Below are 24,676 nucleotides of genomic sequence, written 5' to 3'. Positions count from 1 at the left end.
GAGGTAGCAACCATGTACAGTTCGATGAGAATCCTGATCGGCGCGGCGGCTTGCATGCTGCTGGCGCTGCCGTCCGTCGGAGCCGAGCAGCGCTTCGTCACGGTCGGCACCGGCGGGGTCACCGGCGTCTACTATGCCGTCGGCGGCGCCATTTGCCGGCTGATGAACAAGGACCGGCAGAAAACCGGCATCCGATGCTCGACGGAGTCGACCGGCGGTTCGGTCTTCAACGTCAACTCCATCCAGACCGGCGATCTCGATTTCGGCTTGACCCAATCGGACGTCCAGTACCAGGCCTATGAGGGGACCGGAAATTTCGAAGGCAAGCCGTTCAAGGATCTGCGGGCCGTCTTCTCCGTCCATCCCGAGCCGTTTACCGTGCTGGCGCGGCCCGATGCCGGCGTCCCAAATTCGAGGACTTCAAAGGCAAACGCTTCAACGTCGGCAATCCCGGGTCAGGCACCCGCTCGTCGATGGAGGAGTTGCTGAAGCAGATGGGCTGGACGCTCGGCGATTTCTCGCTTGCCGCGGAGCTGAAGGCGGACGAGCAGGGCAGCGCGCTGTGCGACAACAAGATCGACGGTTTCTTCTACGGCGTTGGTCATCCTTCCGCCGCGATCCAGGATCCGACCACGGCCTGCGGCGCCAAGCTCATCCCGCTGACCGGTCCGGCAGTGGACGCGCTGTTGGCAGCTCATCCGTACTATTCGGTCGCCACCATCAAGGGTGGCATGTACGCCAACAACCCGGACGACGTGAAGACATTCGGCGTCCGCGCCACCGTGGTGACGAATGCCAGCACGCCCGATGAGGTGGTCTACGAGCTGGTGAAGTCGGTCTTCGAAAATTTCGACGACTTCAAGAAACTGCATCCGGCTTTCGCCAATCTCGATCCCAAGGAGATGATCAAGACCGGTCTGTCGGCGCCAATGCATCCGGGCGCGGAGCGCTATTACAAGGAGAAGGGCTGGCTCTGAGGCTTTCAATGCGAGGCGCCAAGGGCGCCTCGCATCGCAAATAAATGTGGGGAACGATGACAGATCAAAGCCAGCGGGCGGCAGCGCCTGACCAACCCGTTATCGACATCGACAAGCTCAGCGAGATCGTCGCGGAAGCCGACACCGGTGGGCGCAAGCCGACCGGCCGCACCGCGAAGCTGATCCTCGGCGTATCGCTTGCATGGTCGCTGTTCCAGCTTTGGTATGCCTCGCCCCTTCCGTTCATGCTCAATTTCGGCGTTGTCAGCGACGGCATCGCCCGCTCCATCCATCTGGCCTTCGCCCTGTTTCTGGCGATGCTGACGTTTCCCGCCTTCAAGACCTCATCGCGCAGCCGCGTGCCGCTACCCGACTGGGTGCTAGGCATCGCCGGGGCGGCGTCCGCCCTCTATCTGCTGGTCTTTTACAGCGATATCGCCCACCGGCCGGGGCTTCCCACTACCGCTGACCTGGTCATATCTATCGCCGGCGTCCTCATCCTGCTCGAGGCCGCCCGTCGCGCCGTCGGGCCTGCCATCACTGTCATCGCGGCGATCATGCTGATCTATATTTTCGCCGGGCCTCACCTTCCTGGCCTGCTCGGCCACAAGGGCGCGACGTTATCGCGCGCAGCCTCGCAGATGTGGCTGACGTCCGAGGGGGTGTTCGGTGTCGCCCTCGGTGTGTCCACCAATGTCGTCTTCATGTTCGTTTTGTTCGGAACATTGCTGGAGCGCGCCGGCGCCGGCGGCTTTTTCATCCAGCTTGCCTTCTCGCTGCTCGGCAAATACCGCGGCGGTCCGGCTAAGGCCGGTGTCGTGGCTTCCGGCCTGACCGGCATGATTTCCGGCTCTTCGATCGCCAATGTCGTGACCACCGGAACCTTCACTATCCCGCTGATGCGGCGGGTCGGATATTCTGCGGTGAAGGCGGGCGCCATCGAATGCGCGGCCGGCGTCAATGGTCAGCTGATGCCTCCTGTGATGGGCGCCGCCGCGTTCCTGATCGCGGAATACGTCGGCATCTCCTATGCCGAGGTAGTCAAGCACGCCTTCTATCCGGCGCTGCTGACCTATGGATCGTTGTTCTACATCGTCGATATCGAGGCGATGAAGACAGGGATGAAGGGCCTGCCGTCACGCCGCACGCACTCCGCATTTCAGGGTGCGCTGCGCGGGCTGATGGGCATATGCGGCTTCATCGTCCTCGCAGGGCTTGTCTATTACGGCATTGGCTGGACGAAGACCGTTTTCGGCGCGGCCGCGACCTGGATGATCACTACCGCGCTGATCGCCGTTTACATCGGCCTTGTCGCCTACCGGGCGCGCTATCCCGACCTGCCGCTCGAGGATCTGGAGGGCGAGATCGTCAGGATTCCGCACTTCGGCGAGACGGCGCGCACCGGATTGCATTTTCTGCTGCCGGTGATCCTGCTGATCTGGTGCCTGATGGTGGAGGAGCTGTCGCCGGGCCTCTCGGCATTCTGGGGCGTTGTCGCCCTGATGGCGCTGATCGTCACGCAACGGCCGCTCACCGCCTTTTTCCGCAAGGACCGAGCGCTGGCACGGCATTGGCTTCACGGTTTCGACGACCTGGTCGGTGGCCTGTCCGCCGCTGCGCGCAACATGACGACGGTCGGCATTGCCACTGCGACGGCCGGCATCATCGTCGGCACGGTTCTGCTCACCGGCATCGGGCTGGTGATGACCGAGCTCGTCGAATTCATCTCGGGCGGCAGCTTCATCGTCATGCTTTTGTTCACCGCGGTGATCTGCATCATTCTCGGCATGGGCATGCCGACCACCGCGAGCTATGTCGTCGTCGCCACCTTGATGGCGCCGGTCATCGTCGATTTGGCGGCGCAGAACGATCTTGCCGTGCCGCTGGTCGCCGTCCACATGTTCGTTTTCTATTTCGGGCTGATGGCGGACGTGACGCCGCCGGTGGGGCTGGCGGCTTATGCTGCTGCGGCAATTTCAGGCGCCGATCCGGTGAAGACCGGGATTCAGGGTTTCAAGTACGAGATCCGTACCGGCCTCTTGCCGTTCATCTTCATCTTCAACACCGGACTGCTGATGATCGATCTCGAAGGGCCATTCGACTTCGTTGCGATGGTCGTGACATCGACGCTGGCCATGGTCTCGTTTGTAGCAGCGACGCAGAATTGGATGCTCGTGCGCAACCGCTGGTACGAGACGATTGCGTTGCTTCTGGCCTGTTTCATCTTGTTCAGACCGGGATTGTTGCTCGATCAGGTGAGCGAACCTGATCGGGCAGTGCCTGCCTCCGAACTCAGCCGTATCGTCGACAAGACAGCCGAAGGCGGAGCGGTTCGCCTGCGCCTGACGACACTGAAGCTCAACGGCGATGAGATATCGAAGCTGGTTCGGCTACAACTCGGGCCCGCAAATTCATCGGCCGAACGCCTGAAGGCTGTGGGGCTGGACGTCAGCGCGCTCGGCGACAGCGTGACGGTCGGCGTCGTGCGACTGGGCAGCCAGGCGGCCAAATTCGGCCTGCAGCCCGGCGACGAAATCAACCAGGTGCTAGTGCCCGCGGAGCGGCCGTCGCGTTACTGGTTCGCGATTCCAGCCCTGCTGTTGCTCGGTCTCGTCTTCTGGGTTCAGAAGCGGCGAAGGCGGACAGTCGGCCCATAAGCGTCTTGTGAGCAGAAGAGGCTCGCCAGCATGTCAGTAACAAGAGAACCAAACGGCGCCGCGGAACCGGCTAATGCGGAAATGCGCATGACGACGCGCGACCGCCCCTTCGAACCCGTCGACTACGGGCTTTACGCGCTGACGGTCATTGCGTGGAGCGCATCGTGGTTCGCGATCGAACTTCAGGTCGGCAGCGGCATGTCGAACGAGGTCAATCTGGTCTGGCGCTTCGCCATCGCCACGCTGCTGATGTTTGCCTGGGCGGCTTTTTCCGGTCGGCGGCTCGGCTTTCCGATCACCGATCATTTGCGCTTTGCTGTGCTTGGCATCCTCATCTTCTCGTCGAACTTCCTGTTTTCTATTATGGCGCCGGCTATCTCGTCAGCGGCTTGCTCTCGGTCGTCTTCTCGCTCGCCTCGGTCATCAACATGCTGCTCGGTGCCTTGGTCATCGGCGAGCGCCCGGCGCCGCGCATTCTCGCCGGCGGCGTCATCGGCTTCGCCGGCATAGCGCTGATGTTCTTCCCCGAAATCGCTGCCAACGGGCTTTCCGGCGGCACGTTGGTGGGCCTTCTTCTGTGCCTCTGCGGCACCCTGAGCTTCTGCACCGGCAATCTCGTCTCCGTCGCAAACCAGCGCCGCGGACTGCCGCTCGTTTCAACGAGCGCCTGGGGCATGCTTTATGGCACTTGCTGGTCGGCGTTCCTGGCCTTCCTGCTAGGTGAGCGGTTCGTGTTCGCGACGACCGCCTCTTATATCGGCTCGCTGGTCTTCCTCGCCGTCATATCGACGGTCGTGGCTTTCGCCGCCTACCTGACGCTGCTCGGACGCATTGGCGGCGCCCGCGCCGGCTATGCGACCGTCATATTTCCCGTCTTTGCGCTTTTGATCTCCACGGCGCTGGAAGGCTATGCCTGGACTGCGTACGCGATCATCGGGCTCGTCCTCGTCGCCGCCGGAAACGTCCTGGTCATTCGAGGAGGACGACGCTGACGCATGCAATGCGTCGCAATGCGCCGCCTTCCGCTGCGCGGGCCCCGCCACATACGTGCACCGGCTAGATGGGGCAGGGCGCCTTCTTCGTCTGTCTGTTTATCCAGCTTGACTCTCTTGGTCGTCAGTTTAGGCTGCGGTCAATGGGTCAGACCAATGTACCAGGGCGGCCGGGGAGGGGAATTAGACGCGCATGCCGATCCAGGCTGTTGAACCTCGCCGGCTATACCGACAGGTCGCCGATCAGCTCAGGCAGTTGATCGATGCCGGCGAGTTTTCCGTCGGCGACCGTCTGCCGACCGAGCGGGATCTGGCCGACCAGCTCGGAATTTCCCGCCCGACGGTCCGTGAAGCGCTGATAGCGTTGGAGGTCGAAGGCCGCATACGCATCCGCGTCGGCTCGGGTATCTACGTCACCGATCCGCCGAGCGCCGCCGCCTCCGAACCCGAAGTCGAGGAAGGCCCGTTCGAGCTGTTGCGCGCGCGCGAATTCGTCGAAGGCGCGATCGCCGCCGAAGCGGCCCTCCATGTCCGGCCTGCAGATATCGAACGACTCGAGGACGTGCTGCGCCGGATGGAGGCCATGCGTCACCCCAACAAGATGACCATTGCGCTCGACCGGGAATTCCATACCGCGGTCGCCGGCATTCTCGAGAACGCGGTGCTGGTGCGCTTCATCGGCGAGCTTTTCGACCAGCGCATGAACCCGTACTTCGAACGCCTGTCGATCTATTTCGAGACCAGCGATTCCTGGCAGGTCGCGGCAAGGGAACATCGTGCCGTGCGCGATGCAATTGCCGCGCGCGACCCCGAGCGGGCCAAGGCCGCCATGCAGCAGCATCTGCGCCAGTCGCAAATCAGATTCTCACGCAATTTCGATGAGAGAGCCGCAGCCAAGGAGGTTGCGGAATAGCAGTTGGCCTGGGGGAGATCCGGCCGTCAAATTCAACCAGGGAGGAATTAGATGCTGAGAAAATACGCAGTTCTGCTCGGTGCGATCGCCGCAATTGCCTTACCCATGGCGTCGGCCTCGGCGGAAACGGTCCTGAAATGGGCACATGTCTACGAGACGACGGAGCCCTTCCACACCGAATCCGTGTGGGCTGCCGACGAAATCAAGAAGCGCACCCAGGGCCGCTACGCCATCGACGTCTATCCGGCCTCGCAGCTTGGCAAGGAAGCCGACATCAACCAGGGCCTGATGCTCGGCACCGTCGATATCATCATTTCCGGATCGAGCTTCGCGGCGCGCGAATATCCACCGATCGGCGTCACCTATTTCCCGTACACTTTCCGCGATGCCGACCATCTGCTGAAATACACCAAAAGTGACGTCTACAAGGCCCTGACCAAGGGCTATGAGGACAAGACCGGCAATCACATCGTCGCCACCACTTATTACGGGACGCGGCAGACCACCTCGAACCGGCCGATCGCCAAGTGCTCCGACATGCAGGGCTTGAAGATGCGCGTCCCCGACGTGCCGGCCTATCTGGCCATGCCGCGTGCCTGCGGGGCCAACACGGCGCCGATTGCCTTCGCCGAGGTCTATCTGGCTCTGCAGAACGGCACGGTCGAGGCCCAGGAGAACCCGCTGACCACCATCGAGGCGAAGAAATTCTACGAGGTGCAGAAGAATATCGTGCTAACTGGCCATATCGTCGATCATCTCAACACCATCATATCGGCGTCGCGCTGGGCCTCGCTGTCCGACGAGGACAAGAAGATCTTTACCGAGGTGATGCAGGAGGCTGCCGCCCGCGCCACGGCGAAGATCGTCGCCCGCGAAAAGGAACTGGTGCAGGTATTCAAGGACCGCGGCATCACCGTAACGGATGTCGACCGTGCCGACTTCGAGAAGAATGTGTTGGAGAAGGTCACCTTCGAGGAGTTCGGGTACAACAAGGCCGATTGGGAAGCGATCCGCGCTATCAAGTAGAGCATCGGAAACTGGATGCTCTATCAAGAGGATAGAGCGGCAATCGGATTCGCCGCTTTAACCCGCCCATCCGTCCGGCCTCAAATTGCGCCGGACGGCCTTCCAATCCTTGACGATCCAACAGCTTCGGGAGTGCGCGCCAATGGCCGAGGAACACCACACCGAGATCACCGTCGAAGAGATTGCGCATGCCTTCGAGGAAGTGCCGATACGCGTCGACCTGTCGGACCACGGCATCGAGGACTGGGTCACGCTTGCCGTGTTCTGGGGCATGGTCGTCTGTGTCTTCCTGCAGTTCTTCACCCGTTATGCGCTGAACAACAGCTTTGCGTGGACCGAGGAGATCGCCATCAACGCGCTCGTCGTCGTTGTCTTTCTCGGCGCCGCCATGTGCGTGCGCCTTTCGCGCCACATCCACGTCGACGTGCTTTACCACTATCTGCCGGAGCGCGTCGGCCGCTGGCTGGCCCTCGCCGTCGATATCATCCGCATCGCATTCTTCGCCTACGGATCCTGGCTGATGTGGCGCTACGTCACGATCGTGGCGCATGAGCGCATGGTCACCGTCAACCTGCCGCGGCGCTGGTTCTTCTACGCCGTACTGGCCGGCTTCGTGCTGATGCTTCTTCGCTCGATCCAGGTCTTTATCGGCAATTACCGGCGCGGCTATTCGGTGCTCGAGCGTCCTGGTGCGTTCGAGACGGCGGGGGTCTGAGCGATGCTGCTTCTGGTCGGGGGCTTTCTTGTCCTGATGCTCATCGGCGTGCCGGTCGCTGTTTCGATGGCGGCCGCCTCGATCCTTTACCTCGTCATCTACGGCGTTGCGCCCGACATCATCGCAGCCCAGCGCATGATCGCCGGGGTGGAGAGCTTTCCATTGCTCGCCGTGCCCTTCTTCATTCTGGCCGGCAACCTCATGAACATCGCCGGCGTCACCGGGCGTATTTATTCCTTCGCCCTTGCCCTGGTCGGCTGGATGAAGGGCGGCCTGGCGCAGGTCAACATCATCGGATCGGTGATCTTTTCCGGCATGTCGGGTACCGCGCTCGCCGACGCCGCCGGTATCGGCACCATCGAGATCAAGGCGATGAAGGACCATGGCTATCCGATCGACGCCGCGGTTGGCGTCACCGCCGCTTCTGCCACGCTCGGCCCAATCTTTCCGCCCTCGCTGCCCTTCGTCATCTACGGCATGATGGCCAATGTCTCGATCGGCGCGCTGTTCATGGCCGGCATCCTGCCCGGCATGGTCATGACCATGCTGATGATGATTACGGTTGCCATCTTTGCCTACAGTCGCGGCTGGGGCTCCGACACGCCTTTCGAGCTTCGGCGGCTCGCCGAAGCGGCGGGCGAGGTGCTGGTGGTGGCTGCCTTTCCGATTGGCTGTTACGTGCTTGTGCAGCTTGGCCTGTCGATCAACGTCGCGGTCGGCATCGCGCTGCTGCTGCTGATCGCCGCGGACTGGTATTTCGATTTCTCCGCGGTCATGGCGCTGATGACGCCGGTCATCCTGATCGGCGGCATGACGATGGGCTGGTTCACGCCGACGGAGGCGGCAATGGCGGCTGTGATCTGGTCGCTTTTCCTCGGGCTGGTGCGCTACCGCACGATGACGTTGCGCTTGCTTGCCAAGGCCAGCTTTGACACGATCGAGACGACCGCCTCGGTGCTTTTCATCGTCACCGCCGCATCGATCTTCGCCTGGCTGCTTACCGTCAGCCAGGCGGCACAGCTGTTTTCGAACTTCATTTTCGCGCTCACCGAAAACAAGTGGGTCTTCCTGATCCTGGTGAACATCCTGATGCTGGTGGTCGGCTGCTTCCTCGATACGATCGCCGCGATCACGATTCTGGTGCCGATCCTGCTGCCGGTCGCTGCCGTCTACGGCATCAACCCGGTGCATTTCGGGCTGATTATGACGCTCAATCTGATGATCGGGCTTTTGCACCCGCCGCTCGGCATGGTGCTGTTCGTGCTGTCACGCGTCGCCAAGCTCTCGGTCGAGCGCACCACCATGGCGATCCTGCCGTGGCTGGTGCCGCTTATCGTGGCGCTGCTTCTGATCACCTTCATACCCGCCATCACGCTTTGGCTGCCGACCGAGATGGGCTTGATCCGGTGAGTGGCCAGGTGATCGCCGCGACACTATTCGGCCCGCAGGACCTCCGCGTCGTGGAGCATCCGCTCGAACCGCTGGCACCAGGCATGGTGCGTGTGCGCTTCGGGGCCGGGGGCATCTGCGGCTCCGACCTGCATTATTTCCGCCATGCCCGCACCGGCGACTTCGTTGTGACCTCGCCGCTTGTCCTCGGCCATGAAATCTCCGGCGAAATCGTCGAGATCAACGGCGCGGCACCCGGCTTGGGCGTCGGCGACCACGTCGCGGTCAATCCGTCACGCTGGTGCGGGCATTGCGCGCGATGCCTGGAAGGCCGCGCCAATCTCTGCGAAAACATCTACTTCATGGGCTCGGCATCGAAGACGCCGCATATGCAGGGCGGCTTCGCCAGCCTGTTCGACGTCACGCCCGCGCAATGTTTCAAGGTTCCATCTGATGTGGCCTACCAGGCGGCCGCACTTGCCGAACCGCTGGCGGTCAGCCTGCACGCCGTCGCGCGGGCCGGCGACATCAGGGGCCGCAACGTCGTCCTGTTCGGTGCCGGTCCCATTGGCCTCTTGACCATGCTCGCGGCCAGGCTTGCCGGCTGCGCTGAACTGACCGTCGTCGATATCGCCGCCGCGCCGCTCGCCTTCGCCCGCAGGTTGGGCGCCGACAGGACGATCGACCTTGCCAGCGGGGACGCCGAGATCCAGTCGCTCGCGGCCGGCGGTTCGCTCGATGTGGCGTTCGAGATTTCAGGCACTGCCGCAGGCCTTGCCGCGGCAATCGCCAGCGTCCGGCGCGGCGGCACGGTGGTCCAGGTCGGCAATCTTCCCGGTGGCCAGATCCCACTGCCCGCCAATGCGGTGATGGCCAAGGAGATCGACCTCAAAGGCACCTTCCGTTTCGGCAGCGAGTTCGGTCGCGCAGTCGACCTCATTGTGTCGCGGGAGGTGGACGTCCTAAAGCTGGTGACGGCGGAGCGCACGCTTTCCTCCGCCCCCGATGCCTTCCGACTTGGCGCCGACCGCGCTCAAAGTGTCAAGGTTGTGCTGACCGCGGACTGATTGAGGATTCGCAACGTCCCTGTTTTTTACGAGCCCATTGGCGCTTCACGGTGCAGGTACAAACAGAGGATGTGCGACGGAGCGGCGTCGCGCCTTCCAAACGTGGCGTGTGGGCCATGCCGGCGCGCGCGAAGACGCTGGACAGGTTCGAACGACCAGGAGCGATTCGTACCTGATTCTATGTTCCTTTCACGACTCTCGGCTTAATCGGCCGGCGGGATTGGGCCGCGCTCTCGAGTGTCAAGGCCAACCGCTTCTCGTCTTCGATGGCGCGATCGACTGCCTCGATTTCCTCTTGGAGGACCTTCAGCTCGACTCCGTAGCTGGAGCCGTCGCTGTCGCCAATTTGAAAGCCACTTGCCCGCATTGCGTCGCGAGTATGGTGCACGTTACGGACTCCTTCGCGTCGAGTCGCGACCAGAATTTCCCTGAATTCTCTAAGACGTTCAACGTGATTGCGAGCCATTTGCGTTCTCCTATTTCGTCGTCATCGTCGCTGACGGCGATTCAGCCGACAAAAACCTACGGCGCAGAAGGTTTAAGCGCCTCTAAGAGATACGCTCGACAGAGCATGAATGCGGAAGGTCAAATTTGAACGTCTTGCAATAGTTTGAAGCACGGCAGCTGGAGAGACGCTTCGGCCGAGCGCCTCTGCTGCTCGGCGCTCTTGCTGGTTCCTCCGGCTTCAGGATTGCGAGGGTCCATCTGTGAGCGTGCAGCGCCGCATGGTCTCATGTCTGCTAAGCGGCGCAGTCACGACTACAGTTGGCAAATCGCCGGATCGGCCCATCACTCCCAACGGCGCGCCTGAGATCGCCTGCGCTCGGTTTTATTGGTCCGAAAACCTCACGCTCACTCCGCGCTGCCGAAAATAAGCCTGCATCAACTTGCGGCCCGAGCGATTGTTCTGCGCCAACTTGGTCGGATCGAACACCGCCTGTTTTATCCCCTCTCGTGTGAGCGCTGCCTTGAGCGTCGCGATACCTGCGTCGATGTCGGCATTGCCCGCCCGGAGCGAGGCATAGATACTTTCGGTCGCCTCGGCCACGGTCAGTTCGCTCACAGATGTCGTCCTTTCGTACAGGGCGGCGGCTTAGCATGGATTCGCGGCTCGCCGATACCGATGAGACCGTCATTGGAATCCTGTCGGCGGCGCTGACGTAGCGGTATTACTCGACCGGCGACGAGGGCGTGCTGCGGCTCGGCGTGATGACATACCTTTATGGGGACCTAGTCTAACTGCGTGAGAGATCGAAAAGACCTTCCACGCCAGCAATTTACCCCGAACCAACAAATCACTGAGGAGACAATTCCCATGAAAGCGATCGTAGTGACGGACCAGGCTGCAGGAACGGCCGGAATGAAGCTGGGGCAGCGGCCCGAACCGCAGGCGGCAATAAACGATGTCGTCGTACAAGTTCATGCGGCGGGATTCGTCAACACCGAACTGGAGTGGCCTTCGACCTGGGCCGATCGGGCCTTCCATGACCGGACGCCGTCGATCCTCGGCCATGAGCTGGCCGGTGTGGTCACGGCCCTCGGCTACGGCACCACGGGGCTTTCGATCGGTCAGCGGGTGTTCGGCCTCGCCGACTGGCATCGCGACGGCACGCTCGCGGAGTATGTCGCCATGGAGGCACGCAATCTCGCACCGCTGCCCGGCGACGTCGACTTCACGGTTGGCGCAAGCTTGCCGATCTCCGGCCTGACCGCGTGGCAGGGACTGTTCCAGCACGGCCGCCTTCGGGCGGGGCAGAGCGTTCTCGTGCATGGCGCGGCCGGTGCCGTCGGTTCGATGGTGGCGCAGCTTGCAAGGGAGGCCGGAGCTTATGTCATCGGCACCGGACGCGCCGCCGACCGCCAGAAGGCGCTCGACTTCGGTGCAAATGAATTCATCGATCTCGGGAATGACACCCTGGAAGAGGTCGGCGGTGTCGATCTGGTGTTCGATGTCATCGGCGGCAATATTCAGAAACGGTCCGCAACGCTGGTCCGGGCCGGAGGAACGCTTGTGACAGTCGTCGGACCAACGGATATTCGACCTGCAGATGGCCTGACGGTTGACTTCGTCGTCGAGGCTGATCGAGCCCAGCTTTCGGAGATAGTTCAGCGGATCCGGGATGGACGACTGCGGACGAACATCGGCAAGGTCTCGAGCATGGATGATGCCGTCGCCACCTTCAACTCAACCGAGCGACGCACGGGAAAGACAGTCATCAGCGTTCGTCCGTAAGAACTCGGGGAGAGAGGGCGGTTCCTCTCTCCTCGTCTACTCCCATCAGCAAGATACCATCAGCAAGATAATTGCCTCGGCCATGCCAGTCTTCGTCGCTTAGACTCTCCGTGTCGCTCGGTGTATTGGCGCTGTTCCCCTCCGCGAGGCCCCGCGATGGCTGCAGGACTATGCGCCGGACCTCCAGTCGGCCGTGTCGGTGAGCGCAGGGTGGAGCGTCTTCGCGATGGAGGACGGAGCGGTCTACAACACCTACCGCCGCTATCCACCGCTTGTGGGGCCGCCCTACGCGCCGTTGCTCGAGTTCGTGCCAAAGCCGTGACATCCGCAACTTGCGCGCCTGCCTTGGCGAAGCGGGCATTCGCCGATAGAGAGCGTGTCATGCAAGCACGTGACCGCTTCTTATCGCGGGGATGTTCCTAAGGCGGAGGCCCTAAAATCAGCCGCGAGCGAAGAAGACGCAGATGCGGAATTAGCGTGCCGTCCTCGCCGCTTCCGCCTCGGCAGCGCGAGCAAGGTCTTCGACCCACTGCTGATGATAGCGGTAGAGCCCACCGGGGTGCTTGTGTCCGAGCACGTCGAGGAACCAAGGGCCCTGCTGCGTCTCTTCCGTCAGCACATGGCAACCCGTGTCCTTGGGAGTGATGACCCAACCGTGATAGGCGGTCGAGCCGGTCTCGTCGCCGTCGACCACCGTTTTCCACGCGAGCCTGTGGCCGGGCTCGCACTCCGTCACGACAAGGCTCATCGGAAATCCAACCGTCACCCGACTGAATCTGGTTCCGAGCGCCAGTTTAGGTTCACCGGTCAGGATCTTGACCTGATCCTCTGGAGGAAAGTAGCTCGACCAGTTCTCGGCGTCGACCAGCAGCTCCCACACCACTTCAGGCGGCGCTTTCACGTCAATGTCATTGAGCGCGTAGATCGACGAAATCTTCGGGTCGAAATGGTCAGGCCATTTTACACGATCATACATGGCTCAAGCCTGCTTCTTGAAGAGATCTTTGAAAATTAAAGGCGCCCAGGTGTTTCCTCGCGCCTGAATGAGCAGCCCACCCTCTGCGAGCCTTCCAAGGTTGACCGGTGCATAGCCGAGTTGCTCGACCAGCGTGGGCACCACCGGAAGGGCGCTGTCATTGTCGCTGGAGAGAAAAACCACTCGCCGCCACCGCCGATGGAGGGCTCCTGAGCAAGGACGCCTGCAGGCAGGTGGTTGAACGCCTTGACAAGCGCGGCAGCGCCAAACGCCTTGGCGATTACGGCCGAAGACGGGAGGCTGCCCAAATCGTTTGGTGAGACGCCGTAGGCGTTCGTCACATCGATAATGATCTTGCCCCGCCAGTCCTTGGCAGTGTTCGCAATCTCCCCGTGCGCCCAGAACGGAACAGCCAGCAGGATAATGTCGGCCTTGAGCGCTTCGTTCAGGGAGCTGGGGATGACCGTGGTTCCGATGGCCGTTGCGAGCGGCGCGAGCGCCTTGGGCGCACGTGTGCTTGCTATGGCCACTTCGATACCCTTGCGGGCGAACCTTTTCGCGAGCGCCTGACCGACGGCCCCGGCGCCTATGATTGCGTAAGTCATTTCATATCTCCAGATCGGCGAATTGCCGGTACGTCCTGGAGCTTAGCTAAGGTCGTGGAGCCTCAACCGGGATTGACGATTTCTCAACAGCGGCTGTGCATCGGCGCACCATTCACGGATTGGTCGCGCTTCGGCGTCCCAGTGGAGCTCGACACCCGTGGCCAAGGACAGCGAACTCGAGGACTCCCTCACCCGCATCCGTGAGACGATAGCCTGAGGGTAGCTTCTCGAACAGGTACGCGCCGAGGCGCTGTTCCAGTTGGGCAATGCGTCGCAGCACAGTCGAGTGGTTACCTTGAGGCGCTCAGCGGCGGCCCGAACCGAACCTTCGCGCGAGATGACAAGAAAGTAGCGAACGTCGTCCCAGTCGATCATGTGGTGCAACCTTGCACCGCAAGGTGCGGTGTTGAAACACGTATTAAATAGCATGAATGGTGCGAACCTCTTCGTCGACCTCCACAGTTCTAGTTTCGCTGCAGCTCCCATACCTCGGCAATCGGCTATTCTGCGGCATTCGCAGCCAGTGCGAACACCATCCCCTGGGAACAGGCGGTGCGCCAACGCACAGCCGCTGTCGAGAAATCGTCAATCCCGCCTGAGCGCGTTCGATCCCATTTGCTTGCGAGGGGGCGAGATGATCGTCGGCCCTGGACGAACGAAAAGGAGAAACCGACATGGGAAGACTTGATGGTCGGATAGCCGTTGTCACAGGTGCGGCAAGCGGCATCGGCCTTGCCACCGCGAAGCGGTTTGCGGCCGAGGGCGCAGTAGTCGTGATGGTGGACCAGCACGGCGAGAAGGTTCGACGTGCCGCGCAGGCGTTGGGGCGGGGCCTGGATCCGGTCCTCGCCAACATCACGAAGATGGCAGATCTCGCTGCTCTTCGCGACCACGCCGCCAAGACCTACGGCTTCGCCGACGTCCTGTTTGCCAATGCCGGCGTCGCTACGTTCGCGCCGGTCGGCGAAGTGAGCGAAGAAGCGTTCGATCGAACCGTCACGACCAATTTGAAGGGCACATTCTTCACCGTGCAAACGCTGTTGCCGGTGCTCCGCGACGGCGCCTCGATCATTCTCACGTCGTCCGTGTCGGGCTCGAAGGGCGCTCCGGCTTTCAGCGTCTACTCGGCCACCAAGGCTGCGGTCCGCTCCGTCGCGCGGACCCTCACCTCGGATCTGAAAGCCCGTCATATCCGCGTAAACGCGCTCGCCCCCGGCAACACCGAAACGCCTGTCGGCATAAATGCCGGTCTGTCCCAGGAGCAGAGCGATGCCTTTTTCGCGCACACTGCCCTCGACACGCCGCTGGACAGGAACGGTCAAGCCAACGATATCGCTGCGGCCGCGCTCTACCTCGCGTCCAACGACAGTTCGTTCGTGACCGGCATCGAGCTGACCGTCGACGGGGGCTTCGCGCAGGTGTGAGCCCGGGCCGCTGGCGCTGAGGGGCCGCCGCTAATGTCGGCATCGGTCGACCACTTCGCGCAGGCAGGTACGGCACTTTTCTCGCTTTTGTCCCAACACGGAGAACAACATGTTCGAGGCAATCAAATGGCCGGCAGACCTGACGCCCAGCCGATCCCCGATCCATTTCACCAACGAACTTGAGGTCGCGGCCTCTGCTGAAACGATCTGGTCGTTGCTCGTAGATCCCGCCGCTTGGCCTGGCTTCTACCCGGGCGTCGAACACGTGCAGTTGCTTGATGGGCACGAATCGCTTCGCCTTGGCACACGGTTCGAAACCAACCTGGCCGGCCAGGACGTCTTCGCGTCAGTGCAGGAGTTCGAGCCCATGACGCGCATCGCGTGGGGCGGCTACCCCAAGGCGGCGGTGACTTCGAAGGCCTATCACGCATGGATTATCACACCCACGGCGAATGGATGCCACCTCTGGACCGAGGAGACGATGCAGGGCCCGTTCTGGATCGAATTGGCCAAGAAGGCCCCCGACGTTTTTTGGCGCACGCACGAGAAGCTCCTTGAGGATCTCGCCAAGGTCGCAACCGAACGCACTGCCTCACACATCAAGTAAAACAGCCGTCGCTGTCGCAGTCCGAAATTGAAGGAATAGACTCATGAATATCGATCTTAAGGGCCGCAAGGCCGTTGTAACGGGTTCCACGGCGGGCATCGGTCGCGCCATCGCCGAAGGACTGGCGCGCGCGGGCGCTTCGGTTGTGATCAACGGCCGCGGCGAGGAACGCGTCGCCACAGCGCTTCGCGAGATTCGCGAGCTTTTCCCACAGGCTGGTCTGACGGGCGTTGCGGCTGATCTGGAGACAGCCGAAGGGGCCGGAGCTCTGTTCGCACAGGCGCCCGATGCGGATATCCTCGTCAACAATGTGGGGACAGCGCGCCCGAAGACTTTCTTCGATCTCGCCGATGACGACTGGCTAAGCCTCTTCCAGCTCAACGTCATGAGCGGCGTTCGCGCCGCACGCCACTATGTGCCGAAGATGACAGCGCGGGGTTGGGGACGGGTCGTATTCATCAGCAGCGAATCCGCACTCAACGTCCCGAAAGAGATGATCGACTATGGCATGACCAAGACGGCGCAACTCGCTATTTCGAGGGGGCTTGCCGAAGCGGTCGCCGGAACGGGTGTCACAGTTAACGCGGTCCTCCCCGGCCCAACGAGGTCCGAAATCCTGTCGAATATGATGAGTGAGCTGGCGCACTCGCAAGGCATCAGCCAAGAGGAAGCGGAGCAAGTGTTCTTGACGACGATGCGCCCGACAACACTGATCAATCGATTTGCGACGACCGAAGAAGTAGCCAACATGGTTGTTTACGTTTGTTCGGAGCAAGCGTCAGCGACGAGTGGCGCCGGTCTGCGCGTCGACGGCGGTGTACTTCGGTCAATCGTCTAAAGTGTACGGATTATAAACCAGCTTCCCTAGCGCGAGTCGACGTCGCCAGTGAGTTCCGTCGCGGCCGAGATCACTTTCACCATCTCGCGCATCCGACCCTGCAGGCGCTCGATGACGGGTTACGGAGTGTGTTGCGGTGGACACCGTCAACTGGGCCAGGTTGGCCACCTTCACACCCAGTGCCTGCGACAGGTGCTTCGGCGAGATATAAAGCGTGCGCGGCTCCTCAAGGCTATCGACAAAGCCTGAAACCACCGTGGAATGTGCGAGCTGTGCTTGGCAAGTGAACAGAGGCCTGACGCCTTCCAGCGCACTGCTGTCCGTCCTCATCCGTAGCGGTTGTTAGCGCACCACTACCACACTGCGGAACTCGACCAGTGCGCCATCGCCTGTGCGCTTGATCAGGCGTCCGTTGTGGACTGCGATGGTCGGGTCGATCAGGTCGCTGCGCAGTGCCCGCGACCTGGCCAAAGTACGGTCTTCATCCGCGCTCGCCGGCCGGCTGTACCCGACCACGTCGGCGGCGAGGATCGCGGCTAACTTGCGGTTCTCGCTCATAGGGGGGCATCTTCTCGTGTCCATAATAACGGGAAGACACGTGATTACTGAAGGCCCGCTTCTGATAATCCGAGCCTCGAAGCTGCCAATCCGCCTCCGGCTCCAAATCGAGACCCTCCTTGCTTGTCGCGAAGTATCGTCAATGCGCCATGCGACCTTCCAACTTGAGACTGAAACACGTCATGGCCCTCTCTTTTCCGTTAACGGTGAGCGAGGCGTTTGATCGGGTGGAATCTAGCGCCGTAGATAGGACAAAACATCGAAAAACATTGGAATTGAATGCCGCGAAGCCCCAAACGTCGTCCGGGCCCACCATTACCATTATTTATCAATGCTTTATAGCATGGTCGCCACGAGGTTCGCCGATTCGTTCAGGCCTCTACTACTATTGTCGGCGCGCCGGGCCTGGCATGGCCGATGATGCGAGCCGAAGGGTAGCCGTCCGCGACGATCCTCTCGACGAGCGCGGCTGCGCAGTCGGTCTCGCAAGCAACCAGCAACCCGCCCGAAGTCTGTGGGTCCGTGAGAAGGTGGCGTCGCCACTCGGGCATGCCGGGAGGTAAGCTTACCGCGTCGCCATAACTCGCCCAGTTGCGCCAGGATGCGCCGGTAACGTGGCCGTCGACCGCGAGCGAGGCAGCCTCGGAAAACAGCGGCACGTCGCGGCTGCAAATTATCAGCGTGCACCCGGAACCGCGTGCCATCTCGAGGGCATGTCCGAGCAAGCCAAATCCGGTCACGTCGGTGACCGCGTGGACGCTCGCGTCCTGCGCCAGCTCCGCTCCGATCCGGTTGAGAAGGGTGGTGGAGGCGATCATTTCGCGATAGCCGCTCTCGGAAAGCGCCTGCATCTTGATGGCGGCGGAATAGATGCCGACACCGAGCCCTTTCGTCAGGATCAAGGTGTCGCCTGGCCTGGTATCAGAATTGCGTCGGATATCCTCGGGTCGGCATGTGCCGATGACTGCAAGGCCGTAAATCGGCTCCGGCGAGTCGATTGAATGGCCGCCGGCAACCGGGATTCCGGCGTTGGCGCAGACAGCTTCGCCACCTTTCAGGATTTCGCGGACCATGAGCGTCGGGATCTTGTCGAGAGGCATGCCGAGTATAGCCAACGCCATGATCGGCCGGCCACCCATCGCATAGATATCGGACAGGGCGTTGGTTGCGGCAATCCGGCCGAAATCGTAGGGGTTATCTACCATCGGCATGAAGAAGTCGGTGGTCGCAATGACGCAAGTCGCGCCGTCGAGCTGCCAGACTGCCGCATCGTCGCCGGTCTCCGTGCCGACGAGAAGCTGATGATAGGGACTGGCAGCCGCCGGATCGGCGAGAAGCTGCTGCAGCACTGACGGCGCCAGCTTGCAGCCGCAACCGCCGCCATGGGCGAGGCTGGTCAGGCGCACAACGGGCGCTTCCGTGACTTCAGGCGAGAGGGCGATTGCCATGGTCGTCGAGCCTCCTCTGCTGCCACGCTTTAGTAGGGATCAAAGTCAACCGGAATGGAAAATACGATCGCCCGACGCACGGCACGTTTGGAGCACGCTTACTCTCAGCGGATTTTGTTGAGTTAGGAAAGGCAAGGACCGTATCCAGCGTGCGAGGCACCGCCGTCATTGGGTATAGATCGAAAGGCGCCCCGACCCGCGGGAGCTGTTTCATCGCCACGCTTTACTTTATGATAATACGTTCGTTTTCGTCAATCGCAGTCGCGGTCACGAAAACAAGACAACAAATTCGACAATAATACACAGTGCCGATTTGCGGGCACAAACCTGCTGCGGGAAGGCCGTTCGGAGGGCACTTTTGCTGCACCGTACGCATCTCGTTCTTTGGCATTGATTTTATTTGGTCCGAGACTAGTTACCCGGATTGAACCGTTGGTTCGAGTTGCCTTGTGGGGCATCGGCTTCGGGAGGAACCCATGAACATCGATCTTTCTCGACGCGCGTTCCTGCAAACAGCAGGCGCGGGTCTCGCCGGTACTACGCTCGGAGCCCTCGGCTTCGGCGATAGCGAGGCCGCACACGCGGCGGCCATACGGTCCTTCAAGCTCGCGAACACCATCGAAACACGCAATACCTGTCCATACTGCTCGGTGGCTTGCGGCATAATCTTGTATTCGAAGGGCGATCTCAGAAAGGGCGAGCCAGCCGAGATCACCCATATCGAGGGTGACACTGATCATCCGACCAATCGCGGCACCTTGTGCCCCAAAGGGTCGGCCCTGCTCGGATTTGTCAAGTCGCCGACCCGTCTGCAACATCCGATGATCCGCAAACCGGGCTCGGACAAGTTCGAGCCGATAAGCTGGGAAGACGCACTCGGCCGCATCGCCCGCCTGATGAAGGACGATCGCGATAAGAACTTCGTCGCGACGAACAATGACGGCGTGACGGTCAACCGGTGGATCACCACCGGCTTCCTCGCCGCCTCGGCTTCGACCAATGAAACCGCGTTCGCGACCTACAAGGTGGTCCGCAGCGCGGGCATGCTGGTGTTCGACAACCAGGCACGTGTCTGACACGGCCCGACGGTGGCGAGTCTCGCCCCAACATTCGGCCGCGGCGCAATGACGAATTCCTGGACCGACATCAGGAACACGGATCTCGTCGTCATCATGGGCGGCAATGCCGCCGAAGCGCATCCTTGCGGCTTCAAATGGGTCACGGAGGCGAAGGCCAACCGCGGCGCCAAGCTCATCGTCATCGACCCGCGCTTCACACGCTCGGCTTCGGTATCGGATCTTTACGCGCCGATCCGCCAGGGAACGGACATCGCCTTCCTGCTCGGGCTGATCAACTACTGCATCCAGAACGACAAGGTGCAATGGGACTATCTGAAGGCCTTCACCAACGCGACATATGTTGTGAAGGAGGGCTTCACCTATCAGGACGGCCTCTTCTCCGGCTATAACGAGGCGAAGCGAGACTATGACAAGTCCAGTTGGGACTATGACATAGGCTCGGACGGCTTTGCCGTTGTCGACACGACATTGGCCAATCCCCGCTGCGTCTGGAATCTGCTCAAGAAGCATGTCGCGGTCTACACGCCGGAGATGGTCGAGCGCATCTGCGGCACACCGAAGGACCGGTTCCTGAAGGTGGCCGCGATGGTCGCCGAGACGTCGTCTCCGACCAAGGCGATGACCTCGATGTACGCGCTCGGCTGGACGCAACACTCGAAGGGCTCGCAGAACATCCGCGCCATGGCGATGCTGCAGCTTGTTCTCGGCAACATCGGTATACGCGGTGGCGGCATGAACGCGCTTCGCGGTCACTCCAACATCCAGGGGCTGACCGACCTCGGGCTGATGTCGAACCTGCTGCCCGGCTATCTGACGCTGCCGACTGAGAAGGAGGTCGATCTGGCAGCCTACATGTCGACCCGGGGCTTCAAGCCGCTCCGGCCGAACCAGATGAGCTACTGGCAGAACTACAGGAAGTTCTTCGTAAGCTTCCAAAAGTCGATGTGGGGCAACGCGGCAACACCGGAGAACGATTTCGCCTATGACTTCCTGCCGAAGCTCGACCTGCCGGGCTACGATCTGCTGCGGGCTTTCGAGCTTATGCACCAGGGCAAGATGAACGGCTATTTCTGCCAGGGCTTCAACCCACTACAGGCAGCTCCGAACAAGAAGAAGGTGATCGAGTCCCTCTCGAAGCTCAAATACCTCGTCATCATGGATCCGTTGGACACGGAGACGGGCCGGTTCTGGGAGAACCACGGGCCGTACAACGATGTCGATCCGTCGCAGATTCAGACGGAAGTCTACCAGCTTCCCTCCACCTGCTTCGCCGAGGATGACGGGTCGCTGGTCAATTCGGGGCGCTGGCTGCAGTGGCATTGGGCCGGCGGCACGCCCCCCGGCGAGGCCAAACGCGATACCTGGATCATGGCGCAGCTCTATTTGCGCCTGAAGGAACTCTACACCAAGGAAGGTGGTGCCTTCGCCGATCCCATCGTCAAGCTCAATTGGCCTTATGCCGATCCCGGCGATCCGAAGGCCGAGGAGCTTGCCCAGGAGATCAATGGCAGGGCGCTCGCCAGGGTAACCGATACGGCCGACCCGACAAAGGTGCTGGCCGAGGCCGGAAAGCTCTTGCCGGGCTTCGCCGCGCTGCGCGACGACGGCTCCACCTCCTGCGGCTGCTGGATCTATTCCGGCTGCTTCAACGAAAACGGCAACAACATGGCCAGGCGGGACACCGCCGATCCTGACGAAACCGGCGCCTATTCCAAATGGGCGTTCTCATGGCCCGCCAACCGCCGCATTCTCTACAACAGGGCGTCGGCTGACCTCGCCGGAAAGGCTTGGGATCCAAGCCGCAAGGTGATCGAATGGGACGGCACGAAATGGTCGGGCTACGATGTCCCCGACATCTTGCCAACGGCAAAGCCCGATCAAGTAGGCCCGTTCATCATGAATCCGGAAGGCGTCTCGCGCCTCTTTACCCGGGGCATGATGCGCGACGGACCATTCCCGGCGCATTACGAGCCATTCGAGTCGCCCATCGCGAACCCGATAGCTCCCAAAGTCCGCGGCAACCCCGCAGCGCGGGTGTTCGAAGGCGATATGGCCCAGTTCGCCGAATCGGCTTCGCAGGAGTTCCCCTACGCGGCGACCTCCTACCGACTGACCGAGCATTTCCACTTCTGGACCAAGCACGTCATCACCAATGCGGTGATGCAGCCGGAGTTTTTCGTGGAAATTTCGGAACAGCTTGCGGCCGAGAAGGGCATCACCAAAGGCGGCTGGGTGCGCGTCTGGTCGAAGCGCGGTTCCGTTGTGGCGAAGGCCATGGTGACCAAGCGGATCAGGCCGCTGACCTGCGATGGCAAGACCGTCCACATCGTCGGGATACCGCTGCACTGGGGCTTCACGGGAGCGGCGAAGAAAGGCTTTGGCCCGAACATGCTCACCCCCTTTGTCGGCGACGCCAACATCGAGACGCCGGAATACAAGGCGTTCCTTGTCAACATCGAGCCCATCGCCGGGCCGGTAGCGTAGGAGGCGTAAGCGATGTTTCCTCCACTTCCAAATCCTTCGACGACGAATACCGCACCGCGTTTTTCCGACAAGGACCTCATCCGCCGCTCTGCCTCGAGGGTTCCCGCACCCGAGCAGCACTTGACGGAGGTCGCCAAGCTCATCGATGTTTCGAAATGCATCGGCTGCAAGGCGTGTCAGACGGCCTGCATCGAGTGGAACGACACGCATCCGGAGATCGGCTTCAATGCCGGCGTCTATGAGAATCCTGCCGATCTCACGCCGGACATGTTCACGCTGATGCGCTACAGCGAATGGGACAATCCCGAGACGAACGAACTCGAATGGCTGATCCGCAAGGATGGCTGTATGCACTGCGCTGACCCGGGCTGCCTCAAGGCTTGTCCGGCGCCGGGCGCCATAGTGCAGTATTCGAACGGCATCGTCGATTTCGTCCATGAGAACTGCATCGGCTGCGGCTATTGCATCAAGGGTTGCCCGTTCAACATTCCGCGCATCTCCAAAGTCGATCACACGGCCTACAAATGCACGCTCTGCTCCGACCGCGTGGCTGTCGGCCAGGGACCAGCCTGCGCCAAGGCCTGCCCGACCCAGGCGATCGTGTTCGGCACGAAAGACGAGATGAAACAGCACGCCGACGGCCGCATCAAGGACCTGAAATCGCGCGGCTACTCGAATGCCGGCCTCTACGATCCGCCCGGCGTCGGAGGGACGCATGTGATGTATGTGCTGCACCATGCCGACCAGCCGGAACTCTATTCTGGTCTGCCGAGGGAGCCGAAGATCAGCCCGCTCGTGGAGGCGTGGAAGGGCGTGACCAAATATGCCGGCCTCACCATTCTCGGCGTGGCGGCCGGCGTCGGCCTGCTTCACCATCTGGTCATGGGACCGAACAGGGTCTCCGAGACGGATGAGGAGCATGCCGAAGAGCTGACGGAAGGCGACTACGATGGCCGCGTATGACGTGAAGCCGAACGAGCAGGTACATCCCGGCAAGCCAGTGATCGTGGACCGCTACACGGTTGGCGCGCGGATCAACCATTGGATCACGGCGGCCAGCCTGATCCTGCTCGCCTTGTCGGGCCTTGCCATGTTTCACCCGAGCCTGTTCTTCCTGTCGGGGCTGTTTGGCGGCGGCCAGTTCACGCGCTTCATTCACCCGTGGATCGGCGTCTTGCTCTTCTTCAGCTTCCTTGGGCTTTTCCTTCGGTTCTGGAAGGCCAATTTGTGGAGGCCCGAGGACGGAACGTGGCTCGCACGTTTCCGTGACGTATTATCCAATCACGAGGACAACGTCCCCGAAGTCGGCAAGTACAATGCCGGCCAGAAGCTCGTCTTCTGGTCAATGTCGATCCTCATCATCATCCTGATTTCGAGCGGCATTGTCATCTGGCAACAATATTTCGCCGCTTACACCACGATCAGTCAGCAGCGGGTGGCGCTGCTTGTTCATTCGATCGCTGCCGTGGCGATCATCGGCGTGTGGATTATCCATTTCTATTCGGCCATCTGGGTACGCGGCACCATTCCCGCCATGACGCGCGGACGGGTGACCGGCGGCTGGGCTTGGCGGCATCATCGCAAATGGCTGCGTGAACTGATCGCACGCAAACCGGACGGACGTTCGGGATCGAATCCCGCCGAATGAGCGGGCATTTATTTTTGCGCAATTCCGGACGGAAAGCCGTTATACTTTTCGTGGAATTGCTCTGGAGCAGTATCAAGCCGACCACGTGGCCCGTGAGGTTCGTGAGGTTGAAATGCCAAAGCAACAAGATCCGTCACGCCCTGACCCGACTGTAATCGGCGAGGTCTCGGCCCCACCCTTTGCGCGCCTGCCTGATCCGCGGACCTTGTTCATTCGCCGCTCCGAGCGATTGAATGTGTTGGCGGATGACCACCAGCTCGGCCCCTATCTCCGCTTCCTCGCTGCACTGACGGATGCGCAGCACCGCATCCAGGACGGCTTGCCGGATGTCGAATTGCCGACCGCGGAGGCGCGCGAGCGTGCACGAACCTTCGGTATGCCGCCGCTCGATCGCAACCAATTCACTTCGGATGCCGCCGTTGGAATGACGCTCGGCCGCCTGTTCGAAGTGGCAGCCACGATCGAAAAACCCGAGGCGGCCGCAGCCGCCTTGGACAGGCTGGCGGATATCGATGCGTTCGGGGTCGAATCCATGGTGCGCAATGTGCTCACCGATGCGATCCCAATGAACGCGCTTGCCGAGCATGTCTATGTCGCGGCCGCGCTGCAGGTTCACTTCGCCCGCCTCGCGGCATGTCTCGACAGCTCGAAGCTGGTTCCGGTTGCCGACGGCGCCTGTCCGGCCTGCGGTGGGCCGCCCGTATCCTCGATCATCGTCGGTTGGCACGGCGCACACGGGGCGCGGTTCTGCGCCTGCGCGCTGTGTGGAACATTGTGGAACCACGTCCGCATCAAATGTACGCTGTGCGGCTCGACCAAGGGGATAGGCTATCAGGAAATCGAGGGAGGCTCTGGCACGGTCAAAGCCGAGACCTGCGATGCATGCGGCTGCTATGTAAAGATCCTATCCCAGCACAAGGATCCGGCTCTCGATCCGGTCGCCGACGACGTGGCGACGCTCGGCCTCGACCTGCTCGTCCGCGAGGGTGGCCATCGCCGCGGATCGTTCAATCCGTTCCTGGTTGGCTACTGACGATACG

General features: G+C 61.5%; 20 protein-coding genes and 5 pseudogenes. 17 read left to right on the top strand and 8 right to left on the bottom strand.

The genetic code is table 11. From position 1 onward, the window contains the following. Nucleotides 1-24: 24 nt before the first annotated feature. The 9 genes and pseudogenes from NKH78_RS08470 to NKH78_RS08430 all read left to right on the top strand — a co-directional run bounded on the left by NKH78_RS08470 (nt 25) and on the right by NKH78_RS08430 (nt 9,736). Nucleotides 25-977, top strand: a pseudogene (locus NKH78_RS08470) (TAXI family TRAP transporter solute-binding subunit). A 56-nt stretch (nt 978-1,033) separates the two neighbouring features. Next, nucleotides 1,034-3,634: a TRAP transporter permease gene (locus tag NKH78_RS08465; protein WP_352882652.1), complete on the top strand. Its 2,601-nt coding sequence runs from the start codon at nt 1,034-1,036 to the stop codon at nt 3,632-3,634. Between the two features lie 87 nt (nt 3,635-3,721). Further along, nucleotides 3,722-4,144 (top strand): DMT family transporter, encoded by a 423-nt coding sequence (locus NKH78_RS08460; RefSeq protein ID WP_352508691.1) that lies wholly within the window; start codon nt 3,722-3,724, stop codon nt 4,142-4,144. Then, entirely contained in the window at nt 4,063-4,626 is a 564-nt protein-coding gene (locus NKH78_RS08455) for a DMT family transporter (RefSeq protein WP_352508692.1), read from the top strand. Before NKH78_RS08460 ends, NKH78_RS08455 begins: the two co-directional genes overlap by 82 nt. 193 nt (nt 4,627-4,819) lie before the next feature. Then, nucleotides 4,820-5,539, top strand: a complete 720-nt coding sequence (locus NKH78_RS08450) for a FadR/GntR family transcriptional regulator (protein WP_352882649.1) — start codon at nt 4,820-4,822, stop codon at nt 5,537-5,539. 51 nt (nt 5,540-5,590) lie between these two features. Then, nucleotides 5,591-6,565 (top strand): sialic acid TRAP transporter substrate-binding protein SiaP, encoded by a 975-nt coding sequence (locus tag NKH78_RS08445; RefSeq protein WP_502899786.1) that lies wholly within the window; start codon nt 5,591-5,593, stop codon nt 6,563-6,565. Nucleotides 6,566-6,707: 142 nt separating this feature from the next. Beyond that, entirely contained in the window at nt 6,708-7,280 is a 573-nt protein-coding gene (locus NKH78_RS08440; protein ID WP_352508693.1) for a TRAP transporter small permease, read from the top strand. Nucleotides 7,281-7,283: 3 nt separating this feature from the next. Further along, on the top strand, nt 7,284-8,690 hold the full coding sequence (locus NKH78_RS08435; protein ID WP_352882647.1) for a TRAP transporter large permease: 1,407 nt from the start codon (nt 7,284-7,286) through the stop codon (nt 8,688-8,690). Beyond that, nucleotides 8,687-9,736, top strand: coding sequence for an L-idonate 5-dehydrogenase (locus tag NKH78_RS08430; protein ID WP_352777288.1), 1,050 nt, complete (start codon nt 8,687-8,689; stop codon nt 9,734-9,736). The genes NKH78_RS08435 and NKH78_RS08430 overlap by 4 nt, the downstream gene beginning before the upstream one ends. A gap of 178 nt (nt 9,737-9,914) precedes the next feature. Here the strand turns inward: NKH78_RS08430 and NKH78_RS08425 are convergent, their stop codons facing one another. Together NKH78_RS08425 and NKH78_RS08420 are read right to left on the bottom strand one after the other, a co-directional pair. After that, entirely contained in the window at nt 9,915-10,202 is a 288-nt protein-coding gene (locus NKH78_RS08425; protein ID WP_254818635.1) for a hypothetical protein, read from the bottom strand. A 363-nt stretch (nt 10,203-10,565) separates the two neighbouring features. Continuing rightward, nucleotides 10,566-10,799 (bottom strand): hypothetical protein, encoded by a 234-nt coding sequence (locus NKH78_RS08420; RefSeq protein WP_352507602.1) that lies wholly within the window; start codon nt 10,797-10,799, stop codon nt 10,566-10,568. Nucleotides 10,800-11,051: 252 nt separating this feature from the next. Between NKH78_RS08420 and NKH78_RS08415 the strand changes: the two genes are divergently transcribed. Next, nucleotides 11,052-11,969, top strand: coding sequence for an NADP-dependent oxidoreductase (locus NKH78_RS08415; RefSeq protein WP_352689896.1), 918 nt, complete (start codon nt 11,052-11,054; stop codon nt 11,967-11,969). A gap of 472 nt (nt 11,970-12,441) precedes the next feature. Here NKH78_RS08415 and NKH78_RS08410 read toward each other — a convergent pair whose 3' ends face one another. The 3 genes and pseudogenes from NKH78_RS08410 to NKH78_RS08400 all read right to left on the bottom strand — a co-directional run. Continuing rightward, nucleotides 12,442-12,945, bottom strand: coding sequence for an SRPBCC domain-containing protein (locus NKH78_RS08410; protein ID WP_352750972.1), 504 nt, complete (start codon nt 12,943-12,945; stop codon nt 12,442-12,444). A gap of 3 nt (nt 12,946-12,948) precedes the next feature. Beyond that, nucleotides 12,949-13,550: pseudogene (locus tag NKH78_RS08405) on the bottom strand (NADPH-dependent F420 reductase). Between the two features lie 169 nt (nt 13,551-13,719). Beyond that, nucleotides 13,720-13,925: pseudogene (locus NKH78_RS08400) on the bottom strand (helix-turn-helix domain-containing protein); the annotation flags it as partial. Between the two features lie 299 nt (nt 13,926-14,224). Between NKH78_RS08400 and NKH78_RS08395 the strand changes: the two are divergent. From NKH78_RS08395 to NKH78_RS08385, 3 genes are all read left to right on the top strand, one after another. Continuing rightward, nucleotides 14,225-14,974 carry an SDR family oxidoreductase gene (locus NKH78_RS08395; protein WP_352777290.1) on the top strand — a complete coding sequence of 250 codons (750 nt, stop codon included), beginning with the start codon at nt 14,225-14,227 and terminating at the stop codon, nt 14,972-14,974. A 109-nt stretch (nt 14,975-15,083) separates the two neighbouring features. After that, nucleotides 15,084-15,581 carry an SRPBCC domain-containing protein gene (locus NKH78_RS08390; protein ID WP_352750968.1) on the top strand — a complete coding sequence of 166 codons (498 nt, stop codon included), beginning with the start codon at nt 15,084-15,086 and terminating at the stop codon, nt 15,579-15,581. A 43-nt stretch (nt 15,582-15,624) separates the two neighbouring features. Next, nucleotides 15,625-16,419: an SDR family NAD(P)-dependent oxidoreductase gene (locus NKH78_RS08385; RefSeq protein WP_352882644.1), complete on the top strand. Its 795-nt coding sequence runs from the start codon at nt 15,625-15,627 to the stop codon at nt 16,417-16,419. Nucleotides 16,420-16,457: 38 nt separating this feature from the next. Here NKH78_RS08385 and NKH78_RS08380 read toward each other — a convergent pair. The 3 genes and pseudogenes from NKH78_RS08380 to selD form a co-directional block, all read right to left on the bottom strand. Continuing rightward, a pseudogene (locus NKH78_RS08380) lies at nt 16,458-16,749 on the bottom strand (hypothetical protein); the annotation flags it as partial. 24 nt (nt 16,750-16,773) lie between these two features. Next, nucleotides 16,774-16,977 (bottom strand): annotated as a pseudogene (locus tag NKH78_RS08375) (adenylate/guanylate cyclase domain-containing protein); the annotation flags it as partial. A 371-nt stretch (nt 16,978-17,348) separates the two neighbouring features. Then, a complete protein-coding gene (gene selD / locus NKH78_RS08370; RefSeq protein WP_352701538.1) occupies nt 17,349-18,425 on the bottom strand; it encodes a selenide, water dikinase SelD in 1,077 nt (358 codons plus the stop codon). Between the two features lie 476 nt (nt 18,426-18,901). Between selD and fdnG the strand changes: the two genes are divergently transcribed. From fdnG to fdhE, 4 genes are all read left to right on the top strand, one after another. After that, nucleotides 18,902-21,988 (top strand): formate dehydrogenase-N subunit alpha, encoded by a 3,087-nt coding sequence (fdnG, locus tag NKH78_RS08365; RefSeq protein WP_352882642.1) that lies wholly within the window; start codon nt 18,902-18,904, stop codon nt 21,986-21,988. A 12-nt stretch (nt 21,989-22,000) separates the two neighbouring features. After that, a complete protein-coding gene (gene fdxH / locus NKH78_RS08360; RefSeq protein ID WP_352777297.1) occupies nt 22,001-22,951 on the top strand; it encodes a formate dehydrogenase subunit beta in 951 nt (316 codons plus the stop codon). Then, nucleotides 22,938-23,636: a formate dehydrogenase subunit gamma gene (locus NKH78_RS08355; protein WP_352507612.1), complete on the top strand. Its 699-nt coding sequence runs from the start codon at nt 22,938-22,940 to the stop codon at nt 23,634-23,636. The genes fdxH and NKH78_RS08355 overlap by 14 nt, the downstream gene beginning before the upstream one ends. Nucleotides 23,637-23,748: 112 nt before the next feature. Next, nucleotides 23,749-24,669, top strand: a complete 921-nt coding sequence (gene fdhE, locus NKH78_RS08350; protein ID WP_352777299.1) for a formate dehydrogenase accessory protein FdhE — start codon at nt 23,749-23,751, stop codon at nt 24,667-24,669. Nucleotides 24,670-24,676 lie beyond the last annotated feature (7 nt).

This window comes from Mesorhizobium sp. M0910 (assembly GCF_040319465.1).
Lineage (GTDB): Bacteria > Pseudomonadota > Alphaproteobacteria > Rhizobiales > Rhizobiaceae > Mesorhizobium.
This window is presented reverse-complemented; position numbering and strand designations above follow the sequence as displayed.

Excerpts from the sequence above, each read along its gene's own strand:
- NKH78_RS08465 (WP_352882652.1), top strand. The coding sequence starts at position 1,034 with ATGACAGATCAAAGCCAGCGGGCGGCAGCGCCTGACCAACCCGTTATC.
- NKH78_RS08460 (WP_352508691.1), top strand. The coding sequence starts at position 3,722 with ATGACGACGCGCGACCGCCCCTTCGAACCCGTCGACTACGGGCTTTAC.
- NKH78_RS08455 (WP_352508692.1), top strand. The coding sequence starts at position 4,063 with ATGCTGCTCGGTGCCTTGGTCATCGGCGAGCGCCCGGCGCCGCGCATT.
- NKH78_RS08450 (WP_352882649.1), top strand. The coding sequence starts at position 4,820 with ATGCCGATCCAGGCTGTTGAACCTCGCCGGCTATACCGACAGGTCGCC.
- NKH78_RS08445 (WP_502899786.1), top strand. The coding sequence starts at position 5,591 with ATGCTGAGAAAATACGCAGTTCTGCTCGGTGCGATCGCCGCAATTGCC.
- NKH78_RS08440 (WP_352508693.1), top strand. The coding sequence starts at position 6,708 with ATGGCCGAGGAACACCACACCGAGATCACCGTCGAAGAGATTGCGCAT.
- NKH78_RS08435 (WP_352882647.1), top strand. The coding sequence starts at position 7,284 with ATGCTGCTTCTGGTCGGGGGCTTTCTTGTCCTGATGCTCATCGGCGTG.
- NKH78_RS08425 (WP_254818635.1), bottom strand. The coding sequence starts at position 10,202 with ATGGCTCGCAATCACGTTGAACGTCTTAGAGAATTCAGGGAAATTCTG.
- NKH78_RS08415 (WP_352689896.1), top strand. The coding sequence starts at position 11,052 with ATGAAAGCGATCGTAGTGACGGACCAGGCTGCAGGAACGGCCGGAATG.
- NKH78_RS08410 (WP_352750972.1), bottom strand. The coding sequence starts at position 12,945 with ATGTATGATCGTGTAAAATGGCCTGACCATTTCGACCCGAAGATTTCG.
- NKH78_RS08395 (WP_352777290.1), top strand. The coding sequence starts at position 14,225 with ATGGGAAGACTTGATGGTCGGATAGCCGTTGTCACAGGTGCGGCAAGC.
- NKH78_RS08390 (WP_352750968.1), top strand. The coding sequence starts at position 15,084 with ATGTTCGAGGCAATCAAATGGCCGGCAGACCTGACGCCCAGCCGATCC.
- NKH78_RS08385 (WP_352882644.1), top strand. The coding sequence starts at position 15,625 with ATGAATATCGATCTTAAGGGCCGCAAGGCCGTTGTAACGGGTTCCACG.
- selD (WP_352701538.1), bottom strand. The coding sequence starts at position 18,425 with ATGGCAATCGCCCTCTCGCCTGAAGTCACGGAAGCGCCCGTTGTGCGC.
- fdxH (WP_352777297.1), top strand. The coding sequence starts at position 22,001 with ATGTTTCCTCCACTTCCAAATCCTTCGACGACGAATACCGCACCGCGT.
- NKH78_RS08355 (WP_352507612.1), top strand. The coding sequence starts at position 22,938 with ATGGCCGCGTATGACGTGAAGCCGAACGAGCAGGTACATCCCGGCAAG.
- fdhE (WP_352777299.1), top strand. The coding sequence starts at position 23,749 with ATGCCAAAGCAACAAGATCCGTCACGCCCTGACCCGACTGTAATCGGC.